Here is a 21,379-nt window from a genome sequence, read left to right as displayed (position 1 = left end):
CAGGTCTTTTAATAGAACAGCTGCAGGCCATACATATCCTGCTGATGATGTTACATCTTGATAACCAATTTTTTTACCTTTTAAATCTTTTACACTATTTATATTAGAGTCTTTTTTAACAACAAACTCAGATTTATAATAGTCTACTAAATCTTTTGTAGGAGCTCCTGTTTCATCCTCTACTCCAAAACGTTGTGCTTGCAAAATTACATTAGCAGCCTTCTTTTCATGTGCTAACACGTACGCTGTTGGCGGTAAAAACCCTACATCTACTTGTTTAGATGCCATCGCTTCTACAATTGTATTGTAGTTAGTTGAAATACTAACTTTTACCGGAATATTTAATTTATCGCTTAATAGCTTTTCCAATGGTTTTGCCTTCGCCTCTAGCGTATCCGCATTTTGAGAAGGAACAAATTGAACATTTAAGGTCTTTGGTACATAACCTTTTTTCGTATCTTCATTTTTACTTGCACTTGATTCTTTCGCTCCGCAGCCACTTAATAATCCCGCCGCTAGTACAACTGTTGTACTCATTGCAAAAACTTTTTTCAACATATTATTGCCTCCATTTTTCTTGTTATGAAATAAGCTTCCGTAAACATGAAGAAATATATCACATATTTTGATGCACAATTTGTTATTTACAGAATCTTTACACATTCTATACATTCACATCAAAATTCACTTCACATATTTGATATGATGAATTGGAAGATAACAATAGAAAAGGTGAGTCATATTGGAACAAAATCAAACTGTAACTTTAAACATCTTATTAACAAGCGATATACATGGCACTGTTTATCCCATTTACTACCAAGATAACTCCCCGGCAGAACTTGGTTTAGCTAAAATTTCTACTCTTATAAAAAAAGAACGTTCCCAAAATACAAACGTTCTTTTAATTGATAATGGTGACTTCATTCAAGGAACACCATTTACTTATCATTATGTTACATACGAAAAAAACAAAAAAAACCCAATGTCCTTATTAGCGAATTACCTACAGTATGATGCTGCAGTTATCGGCAATCATGAATTTAATTACGGGATGGACATATTAAATAATGCTGTGACTACTGCGAACTTCCCGTACCTATCAGCAAACATTTTAGATAAAAACATAAAGAAACCCTATTTCGGAAAACCTTATATAATCAAACAGATTGAATCAAATATAAAAATTGCTATTTTAGGGGTAACAACACATGCCCATCAACTTAAGCATTTTTACTACCCCCAAATACAAAAAAACGTTATTCTTTCTTAATAGACTATAAGGAAGGGTGACGTTTTTTTATGAATCGCTCGATTCAAGAGGAGTTACAGCCATTTGCAGAAGAATTACAGCGCTATATCACACCTGATTTTTTGGAAAAACTCGCAAGAGAGATGAAATTTGTAAAGAGAAAACGCAAATTTTCAGGATCAGATTTAGCTACTATTTGTGTTTGGATTAGCCAAAGAGTGGCCAGTGATCCTTTAGTCCGATTATGTAGTAGGCTTCACGCAGTTACAGGTACTGTACTTAGCCCCGAGGGCTTAAATAAACGCTTTAATGAAAAATCAGTGTTATTTTTAAAGCATATTTTCTCTTTGTTGTTACAACAAAAAATCTGTGAGCAAACTCATATTTCTAATCATCTTTATAATTATTTTAAACGTATTCGTATCATGGATGCCACCATGTTTCAAGTGCCTAATACTTTAGAACATATCTATCCTGGTTCAGGTGGTTGTGCGCAAACAGCTGGGATTAAAATTCAATTAGAATATGATTTACATAGTGGACAATTTCTGAATTTCCAAGTGGGGCCTGGAAAAAATAATGATAAAACATTCGGAACGGAATGTTTAGATACGTTACGACCAGGAGATTTATGTATTCGTGATTTAGGGTATTTTTCATTAGAGGACTTAGATCAAATGGATCAACGTGGGACCTATTATATTTCTCGATTAAAGTTAAATACGAATGTATATGTAAAAAATCCAAACCCAGAATACTTTAAAAATGGGGACATCAAAAAACAAACAGAATATATGAAAGTCAATTTAGAAATGATGGTGGGACGCTTGTTACCTGGTGAAACTTATGAAGTAGGTAATGTTTATGTTGGAGATCAAAAAGTTTTGTTTGCCCGATTGGTCCTGTATCGTCTAACAGAACAGCAATTACGAGAACGACAGAAAAAACAAATAGAAAGTGAAAAGAAAAAAGGAAAACCGTATTCACAAAAAAGCAAAATATTATCTGGGCTAAATGTATATGTAACCAACACTCCGTGGGAGTGGGTTTCGATGAAGCAAGTCCATGAACTCTACTCCTTACGTTGGCAGATTGAAATTGTTTTTAAAACGTGGAAATCATTATTTGATATTGATCATTGTCGCACTGTCAAACGAGAACGAATAGAGTGCCATTTATATGGGAAACTGATTGCTATTTTCTTATGTTCTTCTACGATGTTTAAAATGCGTCAACTGTTGTTACAGAAGAAGCAAAAGGAATTAAGTGAATATAAAGCGATTGGAATGATTCAAGATCATCTATTTCTTCTCTATCAAGCTATACAGAAAGACACCCAAGAGATAACAAAGCTTTTAATCCGCCTGTTCCACCTTCTAGAGAAAAACGGGCGGAAATCTCATCGATACGAGAAGAAAACCGTCTTTGATATCATGGGTGTTATCTATGAGTATAGTGGATGTTGCAAGCAAAAGAAAGTTGCATAAGAAAAAAATGAAACCCGTTAGGGGTTATTTGGCGTGCTGAAATTTAATAACTGGCTCCCTTGTGGGGAAAGTTTAAGTTCAAATGAACAAAAGTTAATATTGTGTCTATCCTTAAGTTGATGGGCATGGGGTAACAACACATTACATCCCAAATTGGGAACAGGCCCATCATATTAAAGATTTACTATTTGAAGATGCATTAGAGACTACAAAAAAATGGGTTTCTTATATTCACGAACACGAGAAACCAGATTTATTAGTCGTAGCCTATCACGGTGGATTTGAAAGTGATTTACAAACCGGGGAACCGACTGAAGTGTTAACAGGTGAAAACCAAGGATATGCAATGTGCCAGGAAATTGAAGGCATAGATCTTTTACTAACAGGTCATCAACACCGAGACATTTCTCACACAATGGCTAACGGTGTAACAATTTTACAGACCGGATGCAATGGACACTCAGTTGGAAAAGTAAAAGTAACATTCGAAAAAATGAAACATAAATGGGTGAAAAAAGAGAGTTCTTCTGAATTATTATCTGTACAAGGGGTTGCAGCGGACCAAGATGTACTTTCATTGGTAGCCGATTACGAAGAGAAAACACAAAAGTGGCTTGATCAACCTATTGGAATTATTGAGGGGGACATGCAAATTTCAGATGCTATGCAAACTCGTTTGCATGATCATCCTTTTATCGAGTTCATAAATAAAATACAGATGGATATAGCTAATGTATCAATTTCTTGTACAAGTTTGTTCCATAATACATCTCCAGGCTTCCCAGAACATGTAACAATGCGTGACATCGTTTCTAATTATATTTATCCAAACACATTAAAAGTAATTAGAATAACTGGAGCAGATATAAAAGATGCTCTTGAACTCTCTGCTTCTTATTTCACATTAAAAACAAATGGATCCATCATCGTAAGCCCTACCTACATAGAACCAAAGCCACAACATTATAATTATGATATGTGGGAAGGGATTTCATATGTATTAAACATTTCAAAACCAATTGGTGAAAGAGTAGAATCTTTACAGCATAAAAGTGCTCCTCTTAATATGAATGACGAATATGACGTTGTAATGAATAATTATCGTGCAAGTGGCGGGGGAAATTTCTTTATGTTTCAAAACAAACCGATAGTAAAAGATATACCCACTGATATGTCTGAACTTATCGCTAATTATATATTGGAACATAGAACGATAGAAGCAACCGTTAATAACAACTGGAAAGTTATTAAATAAGGATTTTTACAAATAAAAAAGATGGGCTTCGCCCATCTTTTAATTTAATTTTGCATTATCTTGCTTTTTTAAAGCTTTTAATTTCGTCGGTGTAACATCTGTACCTTCTTCGTTAACAACTTTAATACCTTTAAGTTCGTTTAACATATTTTGACGAAATCCTTTTAAATATTGTTCACGTAGCGATTGACGCTCACGTTGCTCTTCTTCAGTTAAACCTTCAGCTTTTGCTTTTTTCGCTAAGAAGTTAATGCGTTCAACGAGTTCGTGATTAATCATCTCGAATCCCCCTTCTAATCAAAACTGATTATTATCATACAATAGTTACTCTTCTTTATCAAGCAATTGCTTCGTATACTCTACATATCTACGATGTACAGTCGCCTTTGAAACATTATGACCAAATCCACGTAGTGTTGCTGCAATTTCTTCAAACGTGAGTTCACTTTTTCGCAAACGTACAATTTCCTCAATTGGCACTTCTTTTTTCTCTCTTCCTACACTTAAATGACGATTTTTTAAATTATTTTCTGGACGATAACCTTTTTCTACTGCACGTTGCATACCTCGTTTAATTTTCAAGTTATGAATCTTCCTTTGATATTCTTCAACAATACCAATAATATCTAATACCATCGAATCAGAATCCGACAATTGTAATTCACCATTATGTGTATGTGTATATACTTTTATGCCTTCTTTATGTAAACAATGCATTAATGCAATCTTCGCATTCCCTCTACCAAGGCGCGTTTCATCTTGTATAAGTAACACATCAATTTGTTCGTCCCGAATTGTATCTAACACCTCTAATATACCGTCACGTTCAATTGTATACCCACTAGCCTGCTCTTCAATCACCTTAGTAACATTCATTTGATAGCGCTCAGCTAAATGCAATAATTCATCTTTTTGACGTAATAATGATGTTTCTTGCGCTTCTTTCGTTGTACTCACACGTGCATAAATAATTGCATTCATTTTGAACCCCTCTTTCTCCCTATCATTTCCCTATAGTGTAACATAAATCTGCCATTTGTTCGAACTTATGTTTGTAGAATGTTTTTTCACATGTTATACTTATTAATAAGAAAAATGAAAGAAAACGAGGTGTTAGAAAACATGGAAAAGTTAACGAAACGCCAGCAAGACATTCTCGACTTTATTAAGCTAAAAGTACAAGAAAAAGGATATCCACCTTCCGTACGTGAAATTGGTCAAGCAGTCGGCCTCGCTTCTAGTTCTACAGTGCACGGACATTTATCACGATTAGAAGAAAAAGGATACATTCGACGCGATCCAACAAAACCACGTGCCATTGAAATTTTAGGCGAAGACCGAATGGATACGGAAACACAATCTGTTATTCAAGTTCCAATTGTCGGAAAAGTTACTGCTGGTTTACCAATTACAGCGGTCGAAAGCGTAGAGGAACATTTCCCACTTCCAGCTAGCATTGTTTCCGGAGCAGACCAAGTGTTCATGTTACGTATTTCTGGAGATAGTATGATTGAAGCTGGTATTTTCGATGGAGATTTAGTTGTTGTTCGCCAACAACAGTCTGCATATAATGGTGAAATTGTAGTCGCTTTAACAGAAGATAACGAAGCAACTGTTAAACGTTTCTATAAAGAAAAAGACCATTTCCGTCTACAACCAGAAAACTCTTCATTAGAACCTATCATTTTAAAACAAGTGTCAGTTATCGGGAAAGTAATTGGCGTATATCGTGATTTACATTAAAAATAACAAAAAGAAGATAATTACCTTATTTATATACGGTAATTATCTTCTTTTTGTATTTTGATAGATTTCCATGCACTCTATTTCTTATTAACGAGTTTCAATCGTGACATCTCCAGCAGCCGTTTTACCGCTAATCTTTTTACTACCATTTCCAATTGTTACGTTATTATTTTCTTCATTAAAAATTGTTACATCTCCGGCAGCACTTTGCCCAGTAATTACCGCATCTTGTGGTTTTTCCGATAAAGTAATATCTATATCTCCCGCAGTTGAACTTGCTTCTAGATTATACTTAGAATCATGATCTTGAATATTTATTTCCCCACTTGTTGTTTTTGCGGTCACTTTCCCTATTACTTTTTTAAAGTTCACCTCACCAGCTTTTGTAGATCCCTCCACATTCTTAGACGTTACTTGTTTCAGCTCTACTTCTCCAGCAAGTGTTCTAACACTTACACTATCACTTTTCACATCACTCATTTCGATTTGTCCAGCAGATGAATTTACTTTTACATCTTGATAAGAGCGTTCGGGCACAAGGAGAGTCAATTTAGACGTTTGGAACCTAAAATCGTAAAAAGAAAAATCAAATGAAGCACCTTTTTCTCTTTCCCCAATAATTTTTAATGTGTCACCATCTTCTGCAATACGAATCACTTGTTTACGTACATCTCCTGATTGCTTTACATAAAAAGAAGAGTCAGGAGATTTTTGGATAACAATATCTCCGGCATCTAACTTAACTTCTATATTTTTTAATGTTTCGTTTTTAATTACATCTTCTTTATCGCCTTTTTCAGCAGTTTGTACTGCTTTTTCATATGTTTGGGAAATTCCTATTACTCCAATAATGATACAAGCGATAGCGATTAAAAATAGTTTTTTCATCATTTACTCTCCTTTTATCATTTTGAAGTTCCATATTACGTATCGTACACACAATCTCTTAAACCACTTTGTACTATAAAAAGCGATAATACATAACAACAAACCTACTCCAACAAACGTTATACTAACGAAAAGATCCAACCATATAAAAGTACCCATAAATACTTTTCCAATAACGAAAAATGGTGTTACTACACTAGCAATACCACCAATCCAAAAAGAAAATATAAAAGCAATAATTGCGACTAACGGGCCTAACACAATAATAAAATTAAACAAACTAAGTCCAATCGCTGCCATAACAGCTCTTGTCACATTTGAAGTCGATGGATTTTTTTTCATTTCATCGAAGCGATACATCGCAAGTAATTCTTTTGCGATTACTTTCGGAGAACCAAGGCCCTGTATTATTTCTGATTCAGTTTTCCCCTCTTCTAGTCCAAACTGAAAGTGCTCTTCATAATCCAATAAAATATCTTGCCTCTCTTCCTCTGGTAACTTTCTAAGATAACTTGATAATTCTTTAAGAAACCCTTCTTTACTCATCCCATTCCACCCCTTCAATAATTTCTTGTACCCCTTTCGCAAAATCACGCCATTCTGTTACTAACAAATGAAATTGCGTCTCCCCTTGCTCTGTTAATTGATAATATTTACGAGGTGGCCCTTCCGTAGATTCCTTTAAATACGTTTGAAAATACCCTTCTTTCGTCAAACGACGTAACAAAGGGTATACTGACCCTTCCGATATTAAAAATTTATTAGAGATTTGCTGAACAAGTTCATAACCGTAACTATCTTTACGTTTTACAAGTGCTAATACACAAAGTTCAAGCACACCTTTTTTAAACTGAACGTTCAAGTGCCATCCTCCTTCCCTATCTCAGTACTGTTCAATACACGGTACCTGATTTATCCATAATATACCACTTAGTATTATTTATTGCAAGGTACTAAGCTATATTTATTCCCTAAATTTAGAAAGCGAACTAACGAATCCCTGAATAAGACTGTGTTATAACTAAGCATCCTTCAAGGTTTCATTTCATTTACATTAAATATTAGACTTCATTCACTCTTTCCTCTTGAAGAATCCACCACAACCTTATTCACTATAGCTAATGAGAAAAAGCCCCAATACTTATCGGTATTAGGGCTTTTTCTCATTATTATATATTAATTGAATTTCTATTTGAGAACCTACATACGCGACAAATAATTTAATATCATATTTTATTTCTCATCCCCGTTTCCCAATATTTTTTGCTTAACATCTGATAAATCCTTTGACAACGAACTAAATGCTTTTGCTTGTTCTTCAATGACCTGTTGATTTTTTTCAATAACTTTTTGATATTGTTCTTCGCGCTGTTCATTCTTTTTTTGCGTAGTAAACAGCATCCACACAAATAAAGCTGCGAATGCTCCTTGTTGAATCATTGAATTGAAGATTTGTTCTTCCATCGTTCTCATCTCCTTTTCAAAAATTAAAAAGAATCACACGAGTGACCCTACTCTAATATCCTTATCTCACATTAAAATGTTCTTCTTTTACCCATGTATTTTGTCCAATATCGATATAACCATCTTTTCTTGCAAAAATCCCATATGGATAAGATCCATCTACATTTCCTTTATAATTTCCATTTGGACCATCATATGTGTTAATACCATAACCTGCTGGATATTTTGAATAAGCATGGAACCACTCTACTTCAAAGTGTTCTTCTTTTGCCCATGCTTCCCAACCTAGGCACAACATATTTTCATTCCCACCATACCAAGCAGCATCTATAATTAAATATGGCATTTTTGTATTAATGACATGACCTGTGAACCAGGCATCTTTTCCAGGGCCACTATATAAATTGATACCCGATCCTTCTGGGTATTTAGACGTTGCGATACCTAGCCCTTTTGGTTGTAGTGGTTTATTAGAAGGATCTGTTGTACCACCACCGTCTCCTTTTCCTAAGTAATCTAATGGATTCACAGCATTACTCTTATTAACGTTCCAAGACCCTTTATGCAATTCAAAATGTAGATGTTGACCAGTAACTTCTCCCGTGCTACCCATAACTCCAATAGTTTGTCCTTGCGTAACATAATCACCTTCTTTCACCGTTCGAGAACCGCTACGCATATGAGCATATACTGTTTCCCATGTAACCCCATCAATAGTGTGCACAATCATAATACATTCACCATAACTAGATGAAACATAAGAACGACTAACTCGTCCGCTAGCCGCTGCATAAATCGGATGATAACCCGATTCAGCCAGATCTATCCCATGATGATCTGGTCTACTCCCCCTAAAACCACTTGTTACTCTCGTTGTATCGGTTGGATAAATAAATTTCGCCATAATAATCTTCCTTCCTATTTATAAGTGATATAAAAAGGCACTTAAAAAAGCACCCTTTCATAACATTTTTTCTTTATATTTAAATTTAATATTTATAATCGCAGAATAAGAAACCCTTTGTTATTACCTTACATTAAAATGTTCTTCTTTTACCCATGTATTTTGTCCAATATCGATATAGCCATCTTTTCTCGCAAAAACGCCATATGGATAAGATCCATCTACATTTCCTTTATAATTTCCATTTGGACCATCATATGTGTTAATACCATAACCTGCTGGATATTTTGAATAAGCATGGAACCACTCTACTTCAAAGTGTTCTTCTTTCGCCCATGCTTCCCAACCTAGGCACAACATATTTTCATTCCCACCATACCAAGCAGCATCTATAATTAAATATGGCATTTTTGTATTAATGACATGACCTGTGAACCAAGCATCTTTTCCAGGGCCACTATATAAATTGATACCCGATCCTTCTGGGTATTTAGACGTTGCGATTCCTAGTCCTTTTGGTTGTAACGGTTTATTGTCACCACCATCAGTTCCTCCGTTAAAATCAACATATTGCTTAACAATTTCAGAGTAGAAGAAATTCCCCCCATTTTTATATCGATAACCACCATTGTAGGCAACAGCGATAGGGTGACTATATTTCACCATAGCACCAGTTGTATTTCCGAGTGATGGAGCAACAACTGTTTTAGAATACAAATCTGCTACCGGTAATGAATGCTGTTTATTGTTAGAAGCTAACCAGCGAAGGTAAGCTCGTCCAAAATTATACGATTGAACAATGGCACTTAAATCTGTAATACCATTTTTCTTTGCATCATCAAAAGCTCCCTTTAAATGCTTTACTCCGTAATAAATTGAATCCTTAGGATTTTTAATTGTATTCATTGGCCAACCTTGTGATTCACTGGACTGCATAATATCGGGGGTTGTTTCAGAGTTCCCTCCACTTTCCACCATAATAATTCCAAGTACGTAAGGAACTAACTCAGGTACTCCTTGTGCGGAACATTCACTTTCTACCATTGATTGCCAACGTAACACTTGTTGTGGCAAATTCTTTGTTTTGACTGAAGCAGCTAATAAATTCATCATTAAACATCTCCTTATTTGCTATTATTTTCGCCTGTAAACCTACTACTTTACTAAATATAACCGGAAGCCAAATGCCCATTTATCTATAAAATCACTTCATGTTACTCACCTTCTTTCACAACAAAAAGAGCAACCATAAAAATAGTTGCCCTTTCGTCGAAATCTTATATTACTACTATAAATCACTTTTTCAATACTTTCTGTACACTGCATGTATCCTACAAAAAGGTAACATTAAAACCCATCTAAAAACTTGACAATCTTTCTTATTTCAGCATGTTTTCGGCGGATATAGCCTGTACTATAATGTAATTCAAACGCTATTTGTTCTAAAGTCATTCCATCAACATATTTCATTTTAAGTATTTGATGATCCAGTCCTGTAAACTTATTAATTAAAAGCTTTAAATCATACTCTTCATTCATCTTATAAGCTAATTCATATTCAATTACTTCAATTCGTCCTTCTACCTTAGCCCCTTCCGATTCAGCGTTTAATCGTACATTTTGCAAATCACCACTAATCCAACGCTTCAATTCGGCTTTTGATTTATCTAAGTTGTATTCTAAATAAGTAATTTCTTCTTCTAACTTCTTATAATCTTTGAGCCATTCGAACACTTACCGATTCACCCACTTCCGTTCTTTTTACAAAGTCTCTTAATACTAATTTAATAGAATGAATATGCTTATTAACTTTTTCAATCTTTATTACTTGTAAATTATCTTTCATTTTATAAACACAACCCTTTCCTAACATTTTTTTACCCTCTATTGATAAGTTCCTTACATCTTTAGAATTCAGATATTGTAATTAATTCCTGAATCCTTTTGAAAAAACTTCTAACAGTTCCCATAGAACTTTAAGAAATAAACTGAAATTACAAATGGTTCATACTTGATCCAAACATTCACTAATATCTTTATAGTACTGTTCACTATGCATCGGGAATCTTTAAAGAATATAAATGTATTATTTTTTATTAAGGTAATATATTTCAAAATAACAAAATCATCTAACGTTTTTTCTTATGACTTATATTTATTTAACACTTCTTGTAATCTCTCACGCTCTTCATCAGTAGATTGCACGATTTTTCTTTCCTCTTCTTGATTTGTTGATTCATCATCTTTGTATAACCAATCAGGTACAATCTCTTTTCTATTTGAATACTTCCTACCTATCCCATTATATTTCTTTTTCTTGCTCATTTCGAAACGTCTATCTAGTATGGCCACATCAACTAATGTTTTAACTTCTTGCTCCTTCCAATTCCTCAATATAGCCTTAATGTAGTTCCATCTTGGTGCATTCTCATCAACGGCTTTATTAATTGCATGCTGAATTAATTCATCACTAAACAAATTACAAAAATCCCCCAACTCTGCAATTGCAATTTCACTTAACGGAATGCCCGTCCCCTTAATAAAGTTGCAACTTACTTTAACCTTCTCATTGCTGGATACACAAGAATCTAATTTATCAATATCATCATAATGATTAGTATTTTGTATATTAGTATTTCGTTTATTAGTAGTTATTCTATTAGTATTTAGTAGTGCTTGATTTTCCTCATATGGCTTTACCACATCTTGGTTTTCCACTTGTGGCATGTTCCTTTGTGGCGTTTCGTAAATTTCCGTATCCCACCTTGTAATTTTTTTGGTATTCCCATCACGAACAGGATAACGTTTTACATAACCTAATTCTTTTAATTCCTTAAAACCTGTACGGAGCGAATCTTCTCCATCCTTAGCATGTCGAGCTAATTCGCTAATATGAAAAGTCCAATCGTCTGGTAATGTAAGCGCATAGGCTAAGATTCCTTTCGCTTTCCAAGACAACCTTTCATCTTTTAAACCAGTATTATTTATAACTGAATAATTACTATCTTTTTTCACTCGAATAATTCCCATACTAGCCACCTCATAAATTCTCAAAAACGGTATTCAATGGTATACTTATCTAGAGATATTTTTTCTTATAGAATCCGCTGCAACGGATTCTTTTCTTATACATTCATTCAAAACAATTATGCTATCCGTATCAATTTTCTCCTAAACCTCTCTTATTCCTCAAATTCAACATCCACTTGAATTTCGATATTCATAGGAATTTCTTGTGTTATACGAATCACATTTTGACTCACTCCTTTTTGAATAAGCTTTCTAACCTGCTCTTTTGCATCTTCTTTTGTTTTAAATTCACTGACAGTTGGTAGTCCTGCTAAACTGCTAGTAATGACTAAAATCTTTCTTTGCATGTTCTTTCCTCCTACTGAATTTCTGCCATATTTATTTGTGAGTTTTTAACTGTAATTTCTTCATTTAAAACAGTTGGAATTGAATATTCTTCATTAATAATTTGTATCGCTCTATCCAAATGATAACGTTTAATAGCTTTATAACTATTCACACCAAATTCCCGATGTAACTGACTATAAATATCTCTATATAACTTTCTTCTAAGGCCGATATCCTGATAAGAATTTGAATTTTTACCTCCCAATAACATAACACCTAACCTCTTTACAGCCCTTATTATCTCTTCACACTCAATAGCATAAAGCGGCGTATTTTCTCGCAATTCCTTCACCTCAGACTTAATCTCTTGTATCTCCTGAGTATGCCCTTCTAACGCAGCAAATGTTAACTTTAAAACCCCCATTGGATCCTTTGGCACATTTTGTTGATTTTGTATATACTGCTTCATTCGTTTGAACTCTTTCATAAATTTAATTTTCATTCCAACCGCTTCTCTAGTGGTATATCCCATAACAAGTAACGTGAATGCTTCTTCTGTTAAATCATATTTAGGGATCCACCTGTTCTTTGAATTAACATAAGTGGACTCGTGAAAATTTTCTCCTCCAAACTCTTCATCTACATATACAATTTGTTTTCGAACTTCCTTCAAAACGTCGAAGTGATCTTTTTTGAATATCTTTGCAATTACCAAACTATCCGTTACTACTTTGCCATTAACTTCAAATACTAATGAACTATGTACTGATGAGTCAGTTAATTGCCCCATCCTCATCTCCTCCTCACTACTAATTTTGAACTATCTTTATTGTATTGAGATAATTTCGCACTACGCATAATTCGTTGCTTTCTTTTTACAGATTAACTAATTATCGAAATTTAATATAAATACTATAATATAAACCCTTTTATTAAGTCATTATTCAATAATTCGATTATCCATTTTAAGCAATTCTCCTCCGATTTCAATTCGCTTCGTTTTCTTCAAATTCAAAAAGATATTCCAAATTATGTTCTGGAAAAAAAGTTTTCTTAATTTCAAAAGCTTCATCATAATAAAAACGAAATTTACCATTTATTTTGTCGCTCACTGTTGCGTGGCGAAGTTTCAGATGCGAAGAAATTTGTGTAATCATAATTCTTTTTCTCGCCATCTCTGCACGCAAATTCGGATACATCGACTCACCACCTATTTTATGTACGATATTGCGTTCATTTTTATTTAAATATAAACTCAATTTCGTATTTAGTCAACAAAAAAACGTATTTAAATACTCAATTTCGTATATATTTCTATTTACTAACAAATTCAGTTAGGTTATGATATATACAGAAATACGCAATATCGTATACATTTTAATACGAAAGATGGTGAAAGTAATGAAAAAAGCAGAGGTTGTAACACGCTTAATAAAAGAAGCTGGCTATAGCAAAAGAGCCTTCGCCGAAAAAATAGGTCTCCCCCCCACAACACTGCAATCCATGTTATCAAGAGGGATTGGTAAAGCATCTGTTGATAATGTAATAAAAGTTTGTAAGGGATTAGGAATCACTACTGATGATTTAGAAAAACTCGCAACCCAAGAGGACAATACTGTTAAAGAAGAAGTTTCTATTTATGAAACCATCCAAAACGATCAATCAAATATTATTCATATTCCTATCATTGGTTCTGTAGCAGCTGGTACACCTATATTCGCTGAAGAAAATATCGAAGGCTATTTACCAATGCTAAGTACATTTTTAAACAAGCGTAAAAAGTATTTTTACCTTACTGTAAAAGGCACTAGCATGAATCTCGAATTCCCTGATGGTTCTTATGTTTTAGTAGAGGAAACTCCTTATGTTGAAAACGGACAAATTGCTGTTGTAAAAGTCAATGGTTATGATGCTACCGTGAAAAAGATTTCAAAATCTGGAAGCATCATTACTTTAATACCATTGAGTAATGACCCTATCCACGAACCAAAAACTTACGATCTTTCAGCTGAAGATGTAAAAATCATTGGTCGCGTTGTACAGGCAGTAAAGAATTATTAAGTCATAGCACAAGTGATTTTAAAAAAAGATAAGATCGATTCTTTTGAAAAGATTTTCTTAGTAACATGATTCAAAATAACCAAAAACAATCCATTATCTAGTAGTTAACATATCCAATAACTTCACTAAAAAAGCCCTGATACCGTAGTATCAAGGCTTTTTCATTTCACAAATTATATAAAACTTACATTTATCTGATAATATTTTTCTATGATATCACTACTTGTTATTAATTATTGGCTTTTATGTGGCTGTTTTTCATTTTGCAACCATATAAAATTGTAATAATAGGGAATTAAAAAACCCTTGATACGAGTTGTATCAAGGGTTCAAGCCTCTTAGTATAGAGACATATATTGATCGCGTTCCCATTGGTGAACTTGTGTTCTAAAGATATCCCACTCAATCTCTTTCGCTTCGATGAAGTGCTCAAGTAAGTGTTCTCCTAGTGCACCGCATACTACTTCATTAGATTGTAATGTAACTAACGCTTGCGCTAATGTTGCTGGTAAGTCAACGATACCTGCTTCTTCGCGCTCTTCTTTTGTCATTACATAGATGTTACGGTCTACTGCAGCTGGTGGAGTTAATTTGTTTTTAATTCCATCAAGACCTGCAGCTAATAATGTAGCCATTACTAAATATGGGTTTGCAGCTGGGTCAACACTACGTACTTCTACGCGTGTACTAATACCACGAGATGCAGGGATACGTACTAACGGGCTACGGTTTTGTGCAGACCATGCTACGTAACAAGGCGCTTCATATCCAGGTACTAGACGTTTATATGAGTTTACAGTTGGATTTGCTATCGCTGTAAATGCTGGTGCATGTTTTAAAATACCTGCGATGAAGTGACGAGCATCATCACTTAGTTGTAAGTCACCGTTTGCATCAAAGAATACGTTCTCACCATTTTTAAATAATGATAAGTTACAGTGCATACCTGAACCGTTCACACCGTATAGTGGTTTCGGCATAAATGTTGCGTGTAAACCATGTTTACGAGCAATTGTTTTTACAACAAGTTTGAATGTTTGAATGTCATCACATGAGCGAATTGCATTTGCATATTTAAAGTCAATTTCATGCTGCCCTGGAGCAACCTCATGGTGAGATGCTTCAATTTCAAATCCCATTTCTTCAAGTTCAAGAACGATATCACGACGACAGTTTTCCCCTAGATCCATCGGCGCAAGGTCGAAGTATCCACCGTTATCGTTTAATTCTAATGTTGGATTTCCTTTTTCATCAACCTTAAATAGGAAGAATTCTGGCTCTGGTCCAAGATTGAAGTCTGAAAATCCTAAAGCTTCCATTTCTTTTAACACACGTTTTAAGTTGTTACGTGGGTCTCCATCAAATGGAGTGCCATCTGCATTGTAAATATCACAGATTAGTCGAGCTACTTTACCTTTTTCAGCTGTCCAAGGGAAAATTACCCAAGTGTCTAAATCAGGATATAAATACATATCAGATTCTTCAATACGTACGAAACCTTCAATCGAAGATCCATCAAACATCATTTTGTTATCAAGAGCTTTCGTTAATTGTCTCACTGGAATCTCTACGTTTTTAATTACCCCTAAAAGGTCCGTAAATTGTAAACGGATATACTTTACATTCTCTTCTTTCGCCAAACGGAAAATATCTTCTTTTGTGTATCTAGACATTATAAATTCCTCCTTAGTCCCTCTAATCGCCTTCAGAATCAGTTATCTTTAGTGAAAAAATCTTGAAATGTCACCTTGTCGCAATGAAGTTCGATTGAATCTACCTGTATGTTGTAGTTCATCTCGAAGTATTTTGCGAAGCTCAGTTTTTGAAATTTCTTTTGTTTCTTCTTTTACTTTCACTGCTTCTGTTTGATTTTCTTTCATTAGTAACACTTGCTTAATACCAGCCATATTCAAGCCTTGATCTAACAAATCTTTAATCTCTAACAACTTATCTACATCGTTAAATGAAAATAATCTACGATTCCCCTTTGTACGGGTTGGAGAAACAAGATTATGCTCTTCATAGTAGCGAATTTGACGTGCAGACAATTGTGTTAAATCCATAACAATACCAATTGGAAACAGCGGGGCAGAACGTCTATCTTCTTTCATTTTTCAGTTCCTCCTTCGCCTTAACTGCTTCTCATTTTATAACATGTTATGTTTAGTGTCAATAGATGTTAGCTTTTCTTACATGTTTTTTTATAATTTTTTTCATTCTTTTTTCTAATCGCATAAATCGTTACTTTTATACGAAAAAAGCTGCCGATATCGACAGCTCCCCTTTAAGAAATTGTTAATAAATTCTTTTCAATCAATTCATCAATCGCAGAACAAATCGCAATTTTAACATGCGAATACGTTAATCCACCTTGCACATATGCAACATACGGTGGTCTAATCGGACCATCAGCAGACAATTCAATACTTGCACCTTGAATAAATGTTCCCGCCGCCATAATTACATCATCTTCATAACCTGGCATATAGTTTGCATACGGAGTAAAATGCGAATTAATTGGAGATGCATATTGAATCGCTTGGCAGAAGGCAATCATACGGTCTTTATCATCAAATTGAACAGATTGAATTAAGTCTGTTCTTGGTGCATTCCACGCTGGTGACGTGTTCATTCCTAACTTTTCTAAAAACGCAGCTGTAAAAATTGCACCTTTCAGCGCTTGTCCTGCAACATGTGGCGCTAAGAAGAACCCTTGATACATTTCTTGCAGACTGTATAAAGACGCTCCAGCTTCCGCACCAATTCCCGGAGATGTTAAACGATATGCACACGCTTCAACATACTGTTCTTTACCGACAATGTAACCACCAGTTTTTACAATTCCCCCGCCTGGGTTTTTAATAAGCGAACCCGCCATTAAATCTGCACCAACATGACACGGCTCTTGCTCTTCAATAAACTCACCATAACAGTTATCTACAAACACAACAACATCAGGTTTAATTTCTTTAACAAACGCGATCATCTCTTTAATTTGAGAAATAGTAAACGATGGACGAGTAGCATAACCTTTCGAACGCTGAATACCGATCATTTTCGTATTACTATGAATCGCTGCTGCAACAGCTTCAAAATCAACAAGCCCACCTTCAGTTAGCGGAACTGCATTGTAACCAATATTATATTCTTTAAATGAACCTACACCTTTCCCACGCACGCCAACGATTTCCTCTAACGTATCATACGGTTTTCCAGTGATGTACAATAACTCATCTCCTGGACGTAAAATACCGAATAACGCTGTAGAAATAGCGTGAGTACCTGAAATAATTTGCGGACGAACAAGTCCAGCTTCCGCTCCAAACACATCAGCATACACTTTTTCTAACGAATCACGGCCAATATCATCATAACCATAACCTGTCGTCGGGATAAAATGCGAGTCACTAATTTTATGTTTACGAAAACTTTCTAATACACGAAACTGATTACTTTCAATTACTTCATCCGCACGTTTATGTACTTCTGTAATCTGACTCTCTACTTCTTTTACGATTGGAGCAATTTTTTCTCCATTTTTCAAACGATCAAACATTTTTATTTTCTCCTTCTTCCACTAAAAATCTCTTTAATTGCACATTAAGCGATGAATGAGTAAAAATATACCCTGCACAATCATATACAAATTTATCTTCCAGAAACTCCATCTTTGCTAATAGCGTTTCCGTCTTTAAAAGCGTTAATAACTTACCTTCACTCGGAGGGATTTCTACTCGATAACGATCCATTTCTTTCTTCATTTTCATTTCTATCGCTTCTTTTATACGCAATAAATCACTTTCTTCAAAAGCACTAGTCATTAAGAAATCACTTTTCGGAAACGGAATAAAGTTTTGATGTAATTCATCTTTTTTATTATATAACGTAATAATAGGAATATGATTAATTTCAAGTTCTGATAATAATCGTTTTACTGTTCTTTCATGCCCTATGTAGTTAGGATCCGCAGAATCAACTACATGTAAAATAACATCTGCTTCCCCCGCTTCTTCCAGTGTTGAACGAAAAGCAGCAATTAATGAAGTGGGTAAATCTTGTATAAAACCAACAGTATCAGTTAGTAATACTGTATAACCAGAAGGTAACGGCATCTTCCTCGTCGTTGGGTCTAGTGTTGCAAACAGAAGGTTTTCTTCAAACGTATTAGCTTCCGTTAATCTATTAAACAGTGTCGATTTCCCTGCATTTGTATAGCCTATTAATGAAACTTGAAATACTTTATTGTCTTTTCTTCTCTCACGATATCTTTTTCGGTGTTCCACAACAACTGCAAGTTGTTTCTTTATTTCATCAATACGCGATCGAATATGACGACGATCCGTCTCAAGTTTCGTCTCACCCGGTCCTCTCGTTCCAATACCACCACCAAGACGTGATAAGGACAACCCTTGACCCATAAGACGTGGCATTGTATATTGCAACTGAGCTAATTCTACTTGAAGCTTACCTTCCCTCGACTTCGCACGTTGCGCAAAAATATCTAGTATTAGTTGCGTTCGATCAATTACTCTCGCATCTAATACTGAGGATAAATTCCGAATTTGACTCGGCGTTAATTCATTATTAAATACAATAACATCCGGCTCTAATTCTTCAGTTAGCATTGTAAGCTCTTCTAATTTCCCTTTACCTATGTAAGTTGCCGGATGAAACTTTGGTCGTTTTTGCGTTGTTGAAACTAACACTTCCGCTCTCGCAGTCTTAGCTAGTGATGCAAGCTCTTTCATGGAATGCATAAATTTTTCATCATCATCTTGCGGCAATTGACAGCCTACTAATATGACTTTTTCTTTTTCTTCCATCAAATATGTTCACTCATCCTTTTCGAAATTTAAACCTTCTAATATAATAGCAGAGGAAGCACATTTCATCTAGTTAGCGGGGGAGAAAATTCATGGCATGGGAGATTTTTAGCATCATAGGCACAATCGCTTTCGCACTAAGCGGAGCCATTGTTGCAATGGAAGAGGATTATGATATTTTCGGGGTGTATATTTTAGGAATGGCAACCGCATTTGGGGGAGGTGCCCTTCGTAATTTATTAATCGGTTATCCGATTGTCGCGTTTTGGCAACAAGACATGTTATTCCAAATCGCACTTTTATCAATGACTATTATTTTTCTTTTTCCAAATAAGTTAATTAGACATTGGAAAAAGTGGGAAAATATCACTGACGCTATCGGCTTATCAGCATTTGCTGTACAAGGAGCATTATATGCTCAAAAATTAAATTTACCAATTAGCGCCACAATCGTGGCAGCTGTTTTAACTGGTATCGGCGGCGGTATCATTCGCGACCTTTTAGCCCGCAGAAAACCTCTCGTTCTTCGAGCTGAAGTATATGCCTTTTGGACAATTTTAGCAGGTTTCTTAATTGGCGCTCAAATTATTGTTAGCGATTGGGCTCTTTACATTTTATTCATTTTAATTGTTTGCTTCCGCATGGTTTCTATTCATTACAAATGGCATTTACCGCACAGACGTATCGAAACGAAAGAACGTTCAATGCATAAATAGCAATCTAACCTCTTTACATATCGTAAAGAGGTTTTTCTTTTCTAACGATTTTTTCTTTATATAATGTTTATACTAATTTTTAAAGTGAGATAATATGAAGTGACCTCCTAGATTATCAAGTCAGGGATTTTAACCCATAATAATGAATGAAAACATTATGAATGGGGTTATACCCTATGATAATAGGAGGCCACTATGGAAAATATAATATATATTGGGATGGATGTCCACAAGGAAAGTTTTAGCTTATGTGCACTACACGGAACAACTGGGGAAATTGTAAGAGAAGCACGATGTGCTTCAAATGTATCTCTCGTAAAAAAATTCGTTGAGAAACTGAAAACAAAATATGGTGAAGATATAAAAATTAAAGCTGGATATGAGGCTGGTTGTTTAGGGTATTCACTTCATAATCTTCTTGAACAAAATGGAATTGATTGTGATATTTTAGCTCCCACAACAATGTACAGTTCATCAAAAAACAAAATGGTGAAAAATGATAAATTCGATGCCAAAATGATTGCTCTTAATTTAGCAAATGGCACCTATAAAGAAGTATATGTTCCAGAAGAAGAGGATGTTGCCGTGAAAGAGTATATCCGCATGTTAGGTGATTTTAAAACATCTTTGAAAAAAATAAAACAACAGATAAAAGCATTCCTTTTAAGACATGGCTATGTGTATGAAGGGAAATCAAGCTGGACAATCGCTTATATGAAATGGTTAAAGAATCTTGATCTACAAGGATTATTCAAAGAAACGTTAGGCGAATACCTATTACAGTATGATGTTCTAGTCGATAAAATTGAGCGGTTCAGTTTGAGATTAGAAGAATTATCTCATCGTGAAAGGTACGAAGAACCAATCGCAAAGTTAAGATGCTTAAAAGGTATAGATACAACATCGGCAATGACTGTTCATGTGGAAATTGCAGACTTCACTCGTTTTCCCACGGCTAAAGCATTTATGGCTTATGTAGGATTGACGCCAAGCGAAAGCTCAAGTGGAGAGAAAATCAGTCGACGTTCGATTACAAAACAAGGAAATTCGACCGTTAGGTCTACTCTTGTAGAATGTGCAAATGCGTTGGTAAAAGGAGCAATCGGATTAAAATCGAAGCGAGTGAAAGCAAGACAAAAAGGGCAACGAAGCGAAGTGATTGCTTATGCGGATCAGGCTGTAGAAAGGTTACAAAGAAAATATTATCGCATGATATATCAAGGGAAGCCTAGAAATGTTGCCGTTACAGCTATCGCAAGAGAACTGGGGTGTTTTATATGGGGATTAGAAACAGGTAAAATTCACCGAAAATAAAGAGGGAAGGATATGAAGTTGATTGATTCATAGTTAGAAATCAAAGGTATCAATTGATGGCATAGATGAGCTTCAGAGATAGTGAATTACAGGTCTGGCTATCTATGACTCA

23 protein-coding genes and 3 pseudogenes are annotated in these 21,379 nt (G+C 34.8%); 7 read left to right on the top strand and 19 right to left on the bottom strand.

Annotation, left to right across the window (positions count from 1 at the left end; genetic code table 11):
• Nucleotides 1-3: 3 nt before the first annotated feature.
• Nucleotides 4-558 (bottom strand): annotated as a pseudogene (phnD, locus tag MHI28_RS28785) (phosphate/phosphite/phosphonate ABC transporter substrate-binding protein); the annotation flags it as partial.
• Nucleotides 559-742: 184 nt separating this feature from the next.
• Here phnD and MHI28_RS28780 point away from each other — a divergent pair.
• The 3 genes and pseudogenes from MHI28_RS28780 to MHI28_RS28770 form a co-directional block, all read left to right on the top strand.
• Nucleotides 743-1,240, top strand: a pseudogene (locus MHI28_RS28780) (metallophosphoesterase); the annotation flags it as partial.
• A 62-nt stretch (nucleotides 1,241-1,302) separates the two neighbouring features.
• Nucleotides 1,303-2,739, top strand: a complete 1,437-nt coding sequence (locus MHI28_RS28775; protein WP_340828013.1) for an IS4 family transposase — start codon at nucleotides 1,303-1,305, stop codon at nucleotides 2,737-2,739.
• Nucleotides 2,740-2,866: 127 nt separating this feature from the next.
• A pseudogene (locus tag MHI28_RS28770) lies at nucleotides 2,867-3,994 on the top strand (bifunctional metallophosphatase/5'-nucleotidase); the annotation flags it as partial.
• 39 nt (nucleotides 3,995-4,033) lie between these two features.
• On the opposite strand, the gene MHI28_RS28765 reads toward MHI28_RS28770, so the two are convergent.
• Entirely contained in the window at nucleotides 4,034-4,273 is a 240-nt protein-coding gene (locus MHI28_RS28765) for a DUF896 domain-containing protein (RefSeq protein WP_000607015.1), read from the bottom strand.
• Nucleotides 4,274-4,318: 45 nt separating this feature from the next.
• Nucleotides 4,319-4,975 carry a YneB family resolvase-like protein gene (locus tag MHI28_RS28760; protein WP_000991471.1) on the bottom strand — a complete coding sequence of 219 codons (657 nt, stop codon included), beginning with the start codon at nucleotides 4,973-4,975 and terminating at the stop codon, nucleotides 4,319-4,321.
• Nucleotides 4,976-5,116: 141 nt separating this feature from the next.
• Between MHI28_RS28760 and lexA the strand changes: the two genes are divergently transcribed.
• A complete protein-coding gene (gene lexA, locus MHI28_RS28755; RefSeq protein ID WP_000413739.1) occupies nucleotides 5,117-5,737 on the top strand; it encodes a transcriptional repressor LexA in 621 nt (206 codons plus the stop codon).
• 90 nt (nucleotides 5,738-5,827) lie between these two features.
• Here lexA and MHI28_RS28750 read toward each other — a convergent pair whose 3' ends face one another.
• The 12 genes from MHI28_RS28750 to MHI28_RS28695 all read right to left on the bottom strand — a co-directional run bounded on the left by MHI28_RS28750 (nucleotide 5,828) and on the right by MHI28_RS28695 (nucleotide 13,552).
• Complete coding sequence (locus MHI28_RS28750) at nucleotides 5,828-6,631, bottom strand: DUF4097 family beta strand repeat-containing protein (RefSeq protein ID WP_000976234.1); 804 nt, start codon at nucleotides 6,629-6,631, stop codon at nucleotides 5,828-5,830.
• Nucleotides 6,632-7,174, bottom strand: coding sequence for a DUF1700 domain-containing protein (locus tag MHI28_RS28745; protein ID WP_000031383.1), 543 nt, complete (start codon nucleotides 7,172-7,174; stop codon nucleotides 6,632-6,634).
• Nucleotides 7,167-7,490 (bottom strand): PadR family transcriptional regulator, encoded by a 324-nt coding sequence (locus tag MHI28_RS28740; RefSeq protein ID WP_001102628.1) that lies wholly within the window; start codon nucleotides 7,488-7,490, stop codon nucleotides 7,167-7,169. The genes MHI28_RS28745 and MHI28_RS28740 overlap by 8 nt, the downstream gene beginning before the upstream one ends.
• A gap of 371 nt (nucleotides 7,491-7,861) precedes the next feature.
• Nucleotides 7,862-8,092, bottom strand: a complete 231-nt coding sequence (locus MHI28_RS28735) for a BhlA/UviB family holin-like peptide (RefSeq protein WP_000392443.1) — start codon at nucleotides 8,090-8,092, stop codon at nucleotides 7,862-7,864.
• 61 nt (nucleotides 8,093-8,153) lie between these two features.
• Complete coding sequence (locus tag MHI28_RS28730; RefSeq protein ID WP_001051376.1) at nucleotides 8,154-8,996, bottom strand: M23 family metallopeptidase; 843 nt, start codon at nucleotides 8,994-8,996, stop codon at nucleotides 8,154-8,156.
• A gap of 123 nt (nucleotides 8,997-9,119) precedes the next feature.
• The gene (locus MHI28_RS28725) at nucleotides 9,120-10,106 is read right to left on the bottom strand and encodes a lysozyme family protein (protein ID WP_033668930.1); all 987 of its coding nucleotides are present in this window, start codon (nucleotides 10,104-10,106) and stop codon (nucleotides 9,120-9,122) included.
• Nucleotides 10,107-10,343: 237 nt separating this feature from the next.
• Nucleotides 10,344-10,730, bottom strand: coding sequence for a hypothetical protein (locus tag MHI28_RS28720; RefSeq protein WP_000464432.1), 387 nt, complete (start codon nucleotides 10,728-10,730; stop codon nucleotides 10,344-10,346).
• Nucleotides 10,705-10,869 (bottom strand): hypothetical protein, encoded by a 165-nt coding sequence (locus MHI28_RS28715; RefSeq protein ID WP_000900737.1) that lies wholly within the window; start codon nucleotides 10,867-10,869, stop codon nucleotides 10,705-10,707. The genes MHI28_RS28720 and MHI28_RS28715 overlap by 26 nt, the downstream gene beginning before the upstream one ends.
• A gap of 269 nt (nucleotides 10,870-11,138) precedes the next feature.
• Nucleotides 11,139-12,026, bottom strand: a complete 888-nt coding sequence (locus MHI28_RS28710; protein WP_000511422.1) for a DnaD domain protein — start codon at nucleotides 12,024-12,026, stop codon at nucleotides 11,139-11,141.
• A 152-nt stretch (nucleotides 12,027-12,178) separates the two neighbouring features.
• The gene (locus MHI28_RS28705) at nucleotides 12,179-12,373 is read right to left on the bottom strand and encodes a hypothetical protein (RefSeq protein WP_001189066.1); all 195 of its coding nucleotides are present in this window, start codon (nucleotides 12,371-12,373) and stop codon (nucleotides 12,179-12,181) included.
• Between the two features lie 11 nt (nucleotides 12,374-12,384).
• Entirely contained in the window at nucleotides 12,385-13,143 is a 759-nt protein-coding gene (locus MHI28_RS28700; protein ID WP_000531298.1) for a phage regulatory protein, read from the bottom strand.
• 196 nt (nucleotides 13,144-13,339) lie between these two features.
• Nucleotides 13,340-13,552: a hypothetical protein gene (locus MHI28_RS28695; RefSeq protein WP_000283430.1), complete on the bottom strand. Its 213-nt coding sequence runs from the start codon at nucleotides 13,550-13,552 to the stop codon at nucleotides 13,340-13,342.
• A gap of 202 nt (nucleotides 13,553-13,754) precedes the next feature.
• On the opposite strand from MHI28_RS28695, the gene MHI28_RS28690 reads away from it, so the two are divergent.
• A complete protein-coding gene (locus tag MHI28_RS28690) occupies nucleotides 13,755-14,414 on the top strand; it encodes a LexA family protein (protein WP_000708856.1) in 660 nt (219 codons plus the stop codon).
• A 338-nt stretch (nucleotides 14,415-14,752) separates the two neighbouring features.
• Here the strand turns inward: MHI28_RS28690 and glnA are convergent, their stop codons facing one another.
• From glnA to hflX, 4 genes are all read right to left on the bottom strand, one after another.
• Nucleotides 14,753-16,087, bottom strand: a complete 1,335-nt coding sequence (gene glnA, locus MHI28_RS28685) for a type I glutamate--ammonia ligase (RefSeq protein ID WP_000092763.1) — start codon at nucleotides 16,085-16,087, stop codon at nucleotides 14,753-14,755.
• Nucleotides 16,088-16,135: 48 nt separating this feature from the next.
• Nucleotides 16,136-16,525, bottom strand: a complete 390-nt coding sequence (gene glnR, locus MHI28_RS28680; protein WP_000656783.1) for a transcriptional repressor GlnR — start codon at nucleotides 16,523-16,525, stop codon at nucleotides 16,136-16,138.
• Nucleotides 16,526-16,698: 173 nt separating this feature from the next.
• Nucleotides 16,699-17,970, bottom strand: coding sequence for a methionine gamma-lyase family protein (locus MHI28_RS28675; protein ID WP_000460287.1), 1,272 nt, complete (start codon nucleotides 17,968-17,970; stop codon nucleotides 16,699-16,701).
• Nucleotides 17,963-19,237 carry a GTPase HflX gene (gene hflX, locus MHI28_RS28670; RefSeq protein WP_000391414.1) on the bottom strand — a complete coding sequence of 425 codons (1,275 nt, stop codon included), beginning with the start codon at nucleotides 19,235-19,237 and terminating at the stop codon, nucleotides 17,963-17,965. Before hflX ends, MHI28_RS28675 begins: the two co-directional genes overlap by 8 nt.
• 92 nt (nucleotides 19,238-19,329) lie before the next feature.
• Between hflX and MHI28_RS28665 the strand changes: the two genes are divergently transcribed.
• Both MHI28_RS28665 and MHI28_RS28660 read left to right on the top strand, forming a co-directional pair.
• The gene (locus MHI28_RS28665) at nucleotides 19,330-19,953 is read left to right on the top strand and encodes a trimeric intracellular cation channel family protein (protein WP_000312267.1); all 624 of its coding nucleotides are present in this window, start codon (nucleotides 19,330-19,332) and stop codon (nucleotides 19,951-19,953) included.
• Nucleotides 19,954-20,148: 195 nt separating this feature from the next.
• Nucleotides 20,149-21,267 carry an IS110 family transposase gene (locus MHI28_RS28660; protein ID WP_277548338.1) on the top strand — a complete coding sequence of 373 codons (1,119 nt, stop codon included), beginning with the start codon at nucleotides 20,149-20,151 and terminating at the stop codon, nucleotides 21,265-21,267.
• The last annotated feature ends 112 nt before the right edge of the window (nucleotides 21,268-21,379 follow it).

Origin of the sequence: Bacillus sp. FSL K6-0268 (genome assembly GCF_038005425.1) — a bacterium.
Lineage (GTDB): Bacteria > Bacillota > Bacilli > Bacillales > Bacillaceae_G > Bacillus_A > Bacillus_A thuringiensis_S.
Note: the sequence above shows the minus strand (reverse complement) of the source record. Positions and strands in the feature narration are given on the sequence as shown.

What these genes read in the sequence shown, in the direction of transcription:
- MHI28_RS28710 (WP_000511422.1), bottom strand. Translation starts at nt 12,026, where the DNA reads ATGGGAATTATTCGAGTGAAAAAAGATAGTAATTATTCAGTTATAAAT.
- MHI28_RS28765 (WP_000607015.1), bottom strand. Translation starts at nt 4,273, where the DNA reads ATGATTAATCACGAACTCGTTGAACGCATTAACTTCTTAGCGAAAAAA.
- MHI28_RS28705 (WP_001189066.1), bottom strand. Translation starts at nt 12,373, where the DNA reads ATGCAAAGAAAGATTTTAGTCATTACTAGCAGTTTAGCAGGACTACCA.
- MHI28_RS28690 (WP_000708856.1), top strand. Translation starts at nt 13,755, where the DNA reads ATGAAAAAAGCAGAGGTTGTAACACGCTTAATAAAAGAAGCTGGCTAT.
- MHI28_RS28760 (WP_000991471.1), bottom strand. Translation starts at nt 4,975, where the DNA reads ATGAATGCAATTATTTATGCACGTGTGAGTACAACGAAAGAAGCGCAA.
- glnR (WP_000656783.1), bottom strand. Translation starts at nt 16,525, where the DNA reads ATGAAAGAAGATAGACGTTCTGCCCCGCTGTTTCCAATTGGTATTGTT.
- MHI28_RS28750 (WP_000976234.1), bottom strand. Translation starts at nt 6,631, where the DNA reads ATGATGAAAAAACTATTTTTAATCGCTATCGCTTGTATCATTATTGGA.
- MHI28_RS28730 (WP_001051376.1), bottom strand. Translation starts at nt 8,996, where the DNA reads ATGGCGAAATTTATTTATCCAACCGATACAACGAGAGTAACAAGTGGT.
- MHI28_RS28715 (WP_000900737.1), bottom strand. Translation starts at nt 10,869, where the DNA reads ATGTTAGGAAAGGGTTGTGTTTATAAAATGAAAGATAATTTACAAGTA.
- MHI28_RS28745 (WP_000031383.1), bottom strand. Translation starts at nt 7,174, where the DNA reads ATGAGTAAAGAAGGGTTTCTTAAAGAATTATCAAGTTATCTTAGAAAG.
- MHI28_RS28775 (WP_340828013.1), top strand. Translation starts at nt 1,303, where the DNA reads ATGAATCGCTCGATTCAAGAGGAGTTACAGCCATTTGCAGAAGAATTA.
- MHI28_RS28660 (WP_277548338.1), top strand. Translation starts at nt 20,149, where the DNA reads ATGGAAAATATAATATATATTGGGATGGATGTCCACAAGGAAAGTTTT.
- MHI28_RS28665 (WP_000312267.1), top strand. Translation starts at nt 19,330, where the DNA reads ATGGCATGGGAGATTTTTAGCATCATAGGCACAATCGCTTTCGCACTA.
- glnA (WP_000092763.1), bottom strand. Translation starts at nt 16,087, where the DNA reads ATGTCTAGATACACAAAAGAAGATATTTTCCGTTTGGCGAAAGAAGAG.
- lexA (WP_000413739.1), top strand. Translation starts at nt 5,117, where the DNA reads ATGGAAAAGTTAACGAAACGCCAGCAAGACATTCTCGACTTTATTAAG.
- MHI28_RS28700 (WP_000531298.1), bottom strand. Translation starts at nt 13,143, where the DNA reads ATGGGGCAATTAACTGACTCATCAGTACATAGTTCATTAGTATTTGAA.
- MHI28_RS28725 (WP_033668930.1), bottom strand. Translation starts at nt 10,106, where the DNA reads ATGAATTTATTAGCTGCTTCAGTCAAAACAAAGAATTTGCCACAACAA.
- MHI28_RS28735 (WP_000392443.1), bottom strand. Translation starts at nt 8,092, where the DNA reads ATGGAAGAACAAATCTTCAATTCAATGATTCAACAAGGAGCATTCGCA.
- MHI28_RS28675 (WP_000460287.1), bottom strand. Translation starts at nt 17,970, where the DNA reads ATGTTTGATCGTTTGAAAAATGGAGAAAAAATTGCTCCAATCGTAAAA.
- MHI28_RS28695 (WP_000283430.1), bottom strand. Translation starts at nt 13,552, where the DNA reads ATGTATCCGAATTTGCGTGCAGAGATGGCGAGAAAAAGAATTATGATT.
- hflX (WP_000391414.1), bottom strand. Translation starts at nt 19,237, where the DNA reads ATGGAAGAAAAAGAAAAAGTCATATTAGTAGGCTGTCAATTGCCGCAA.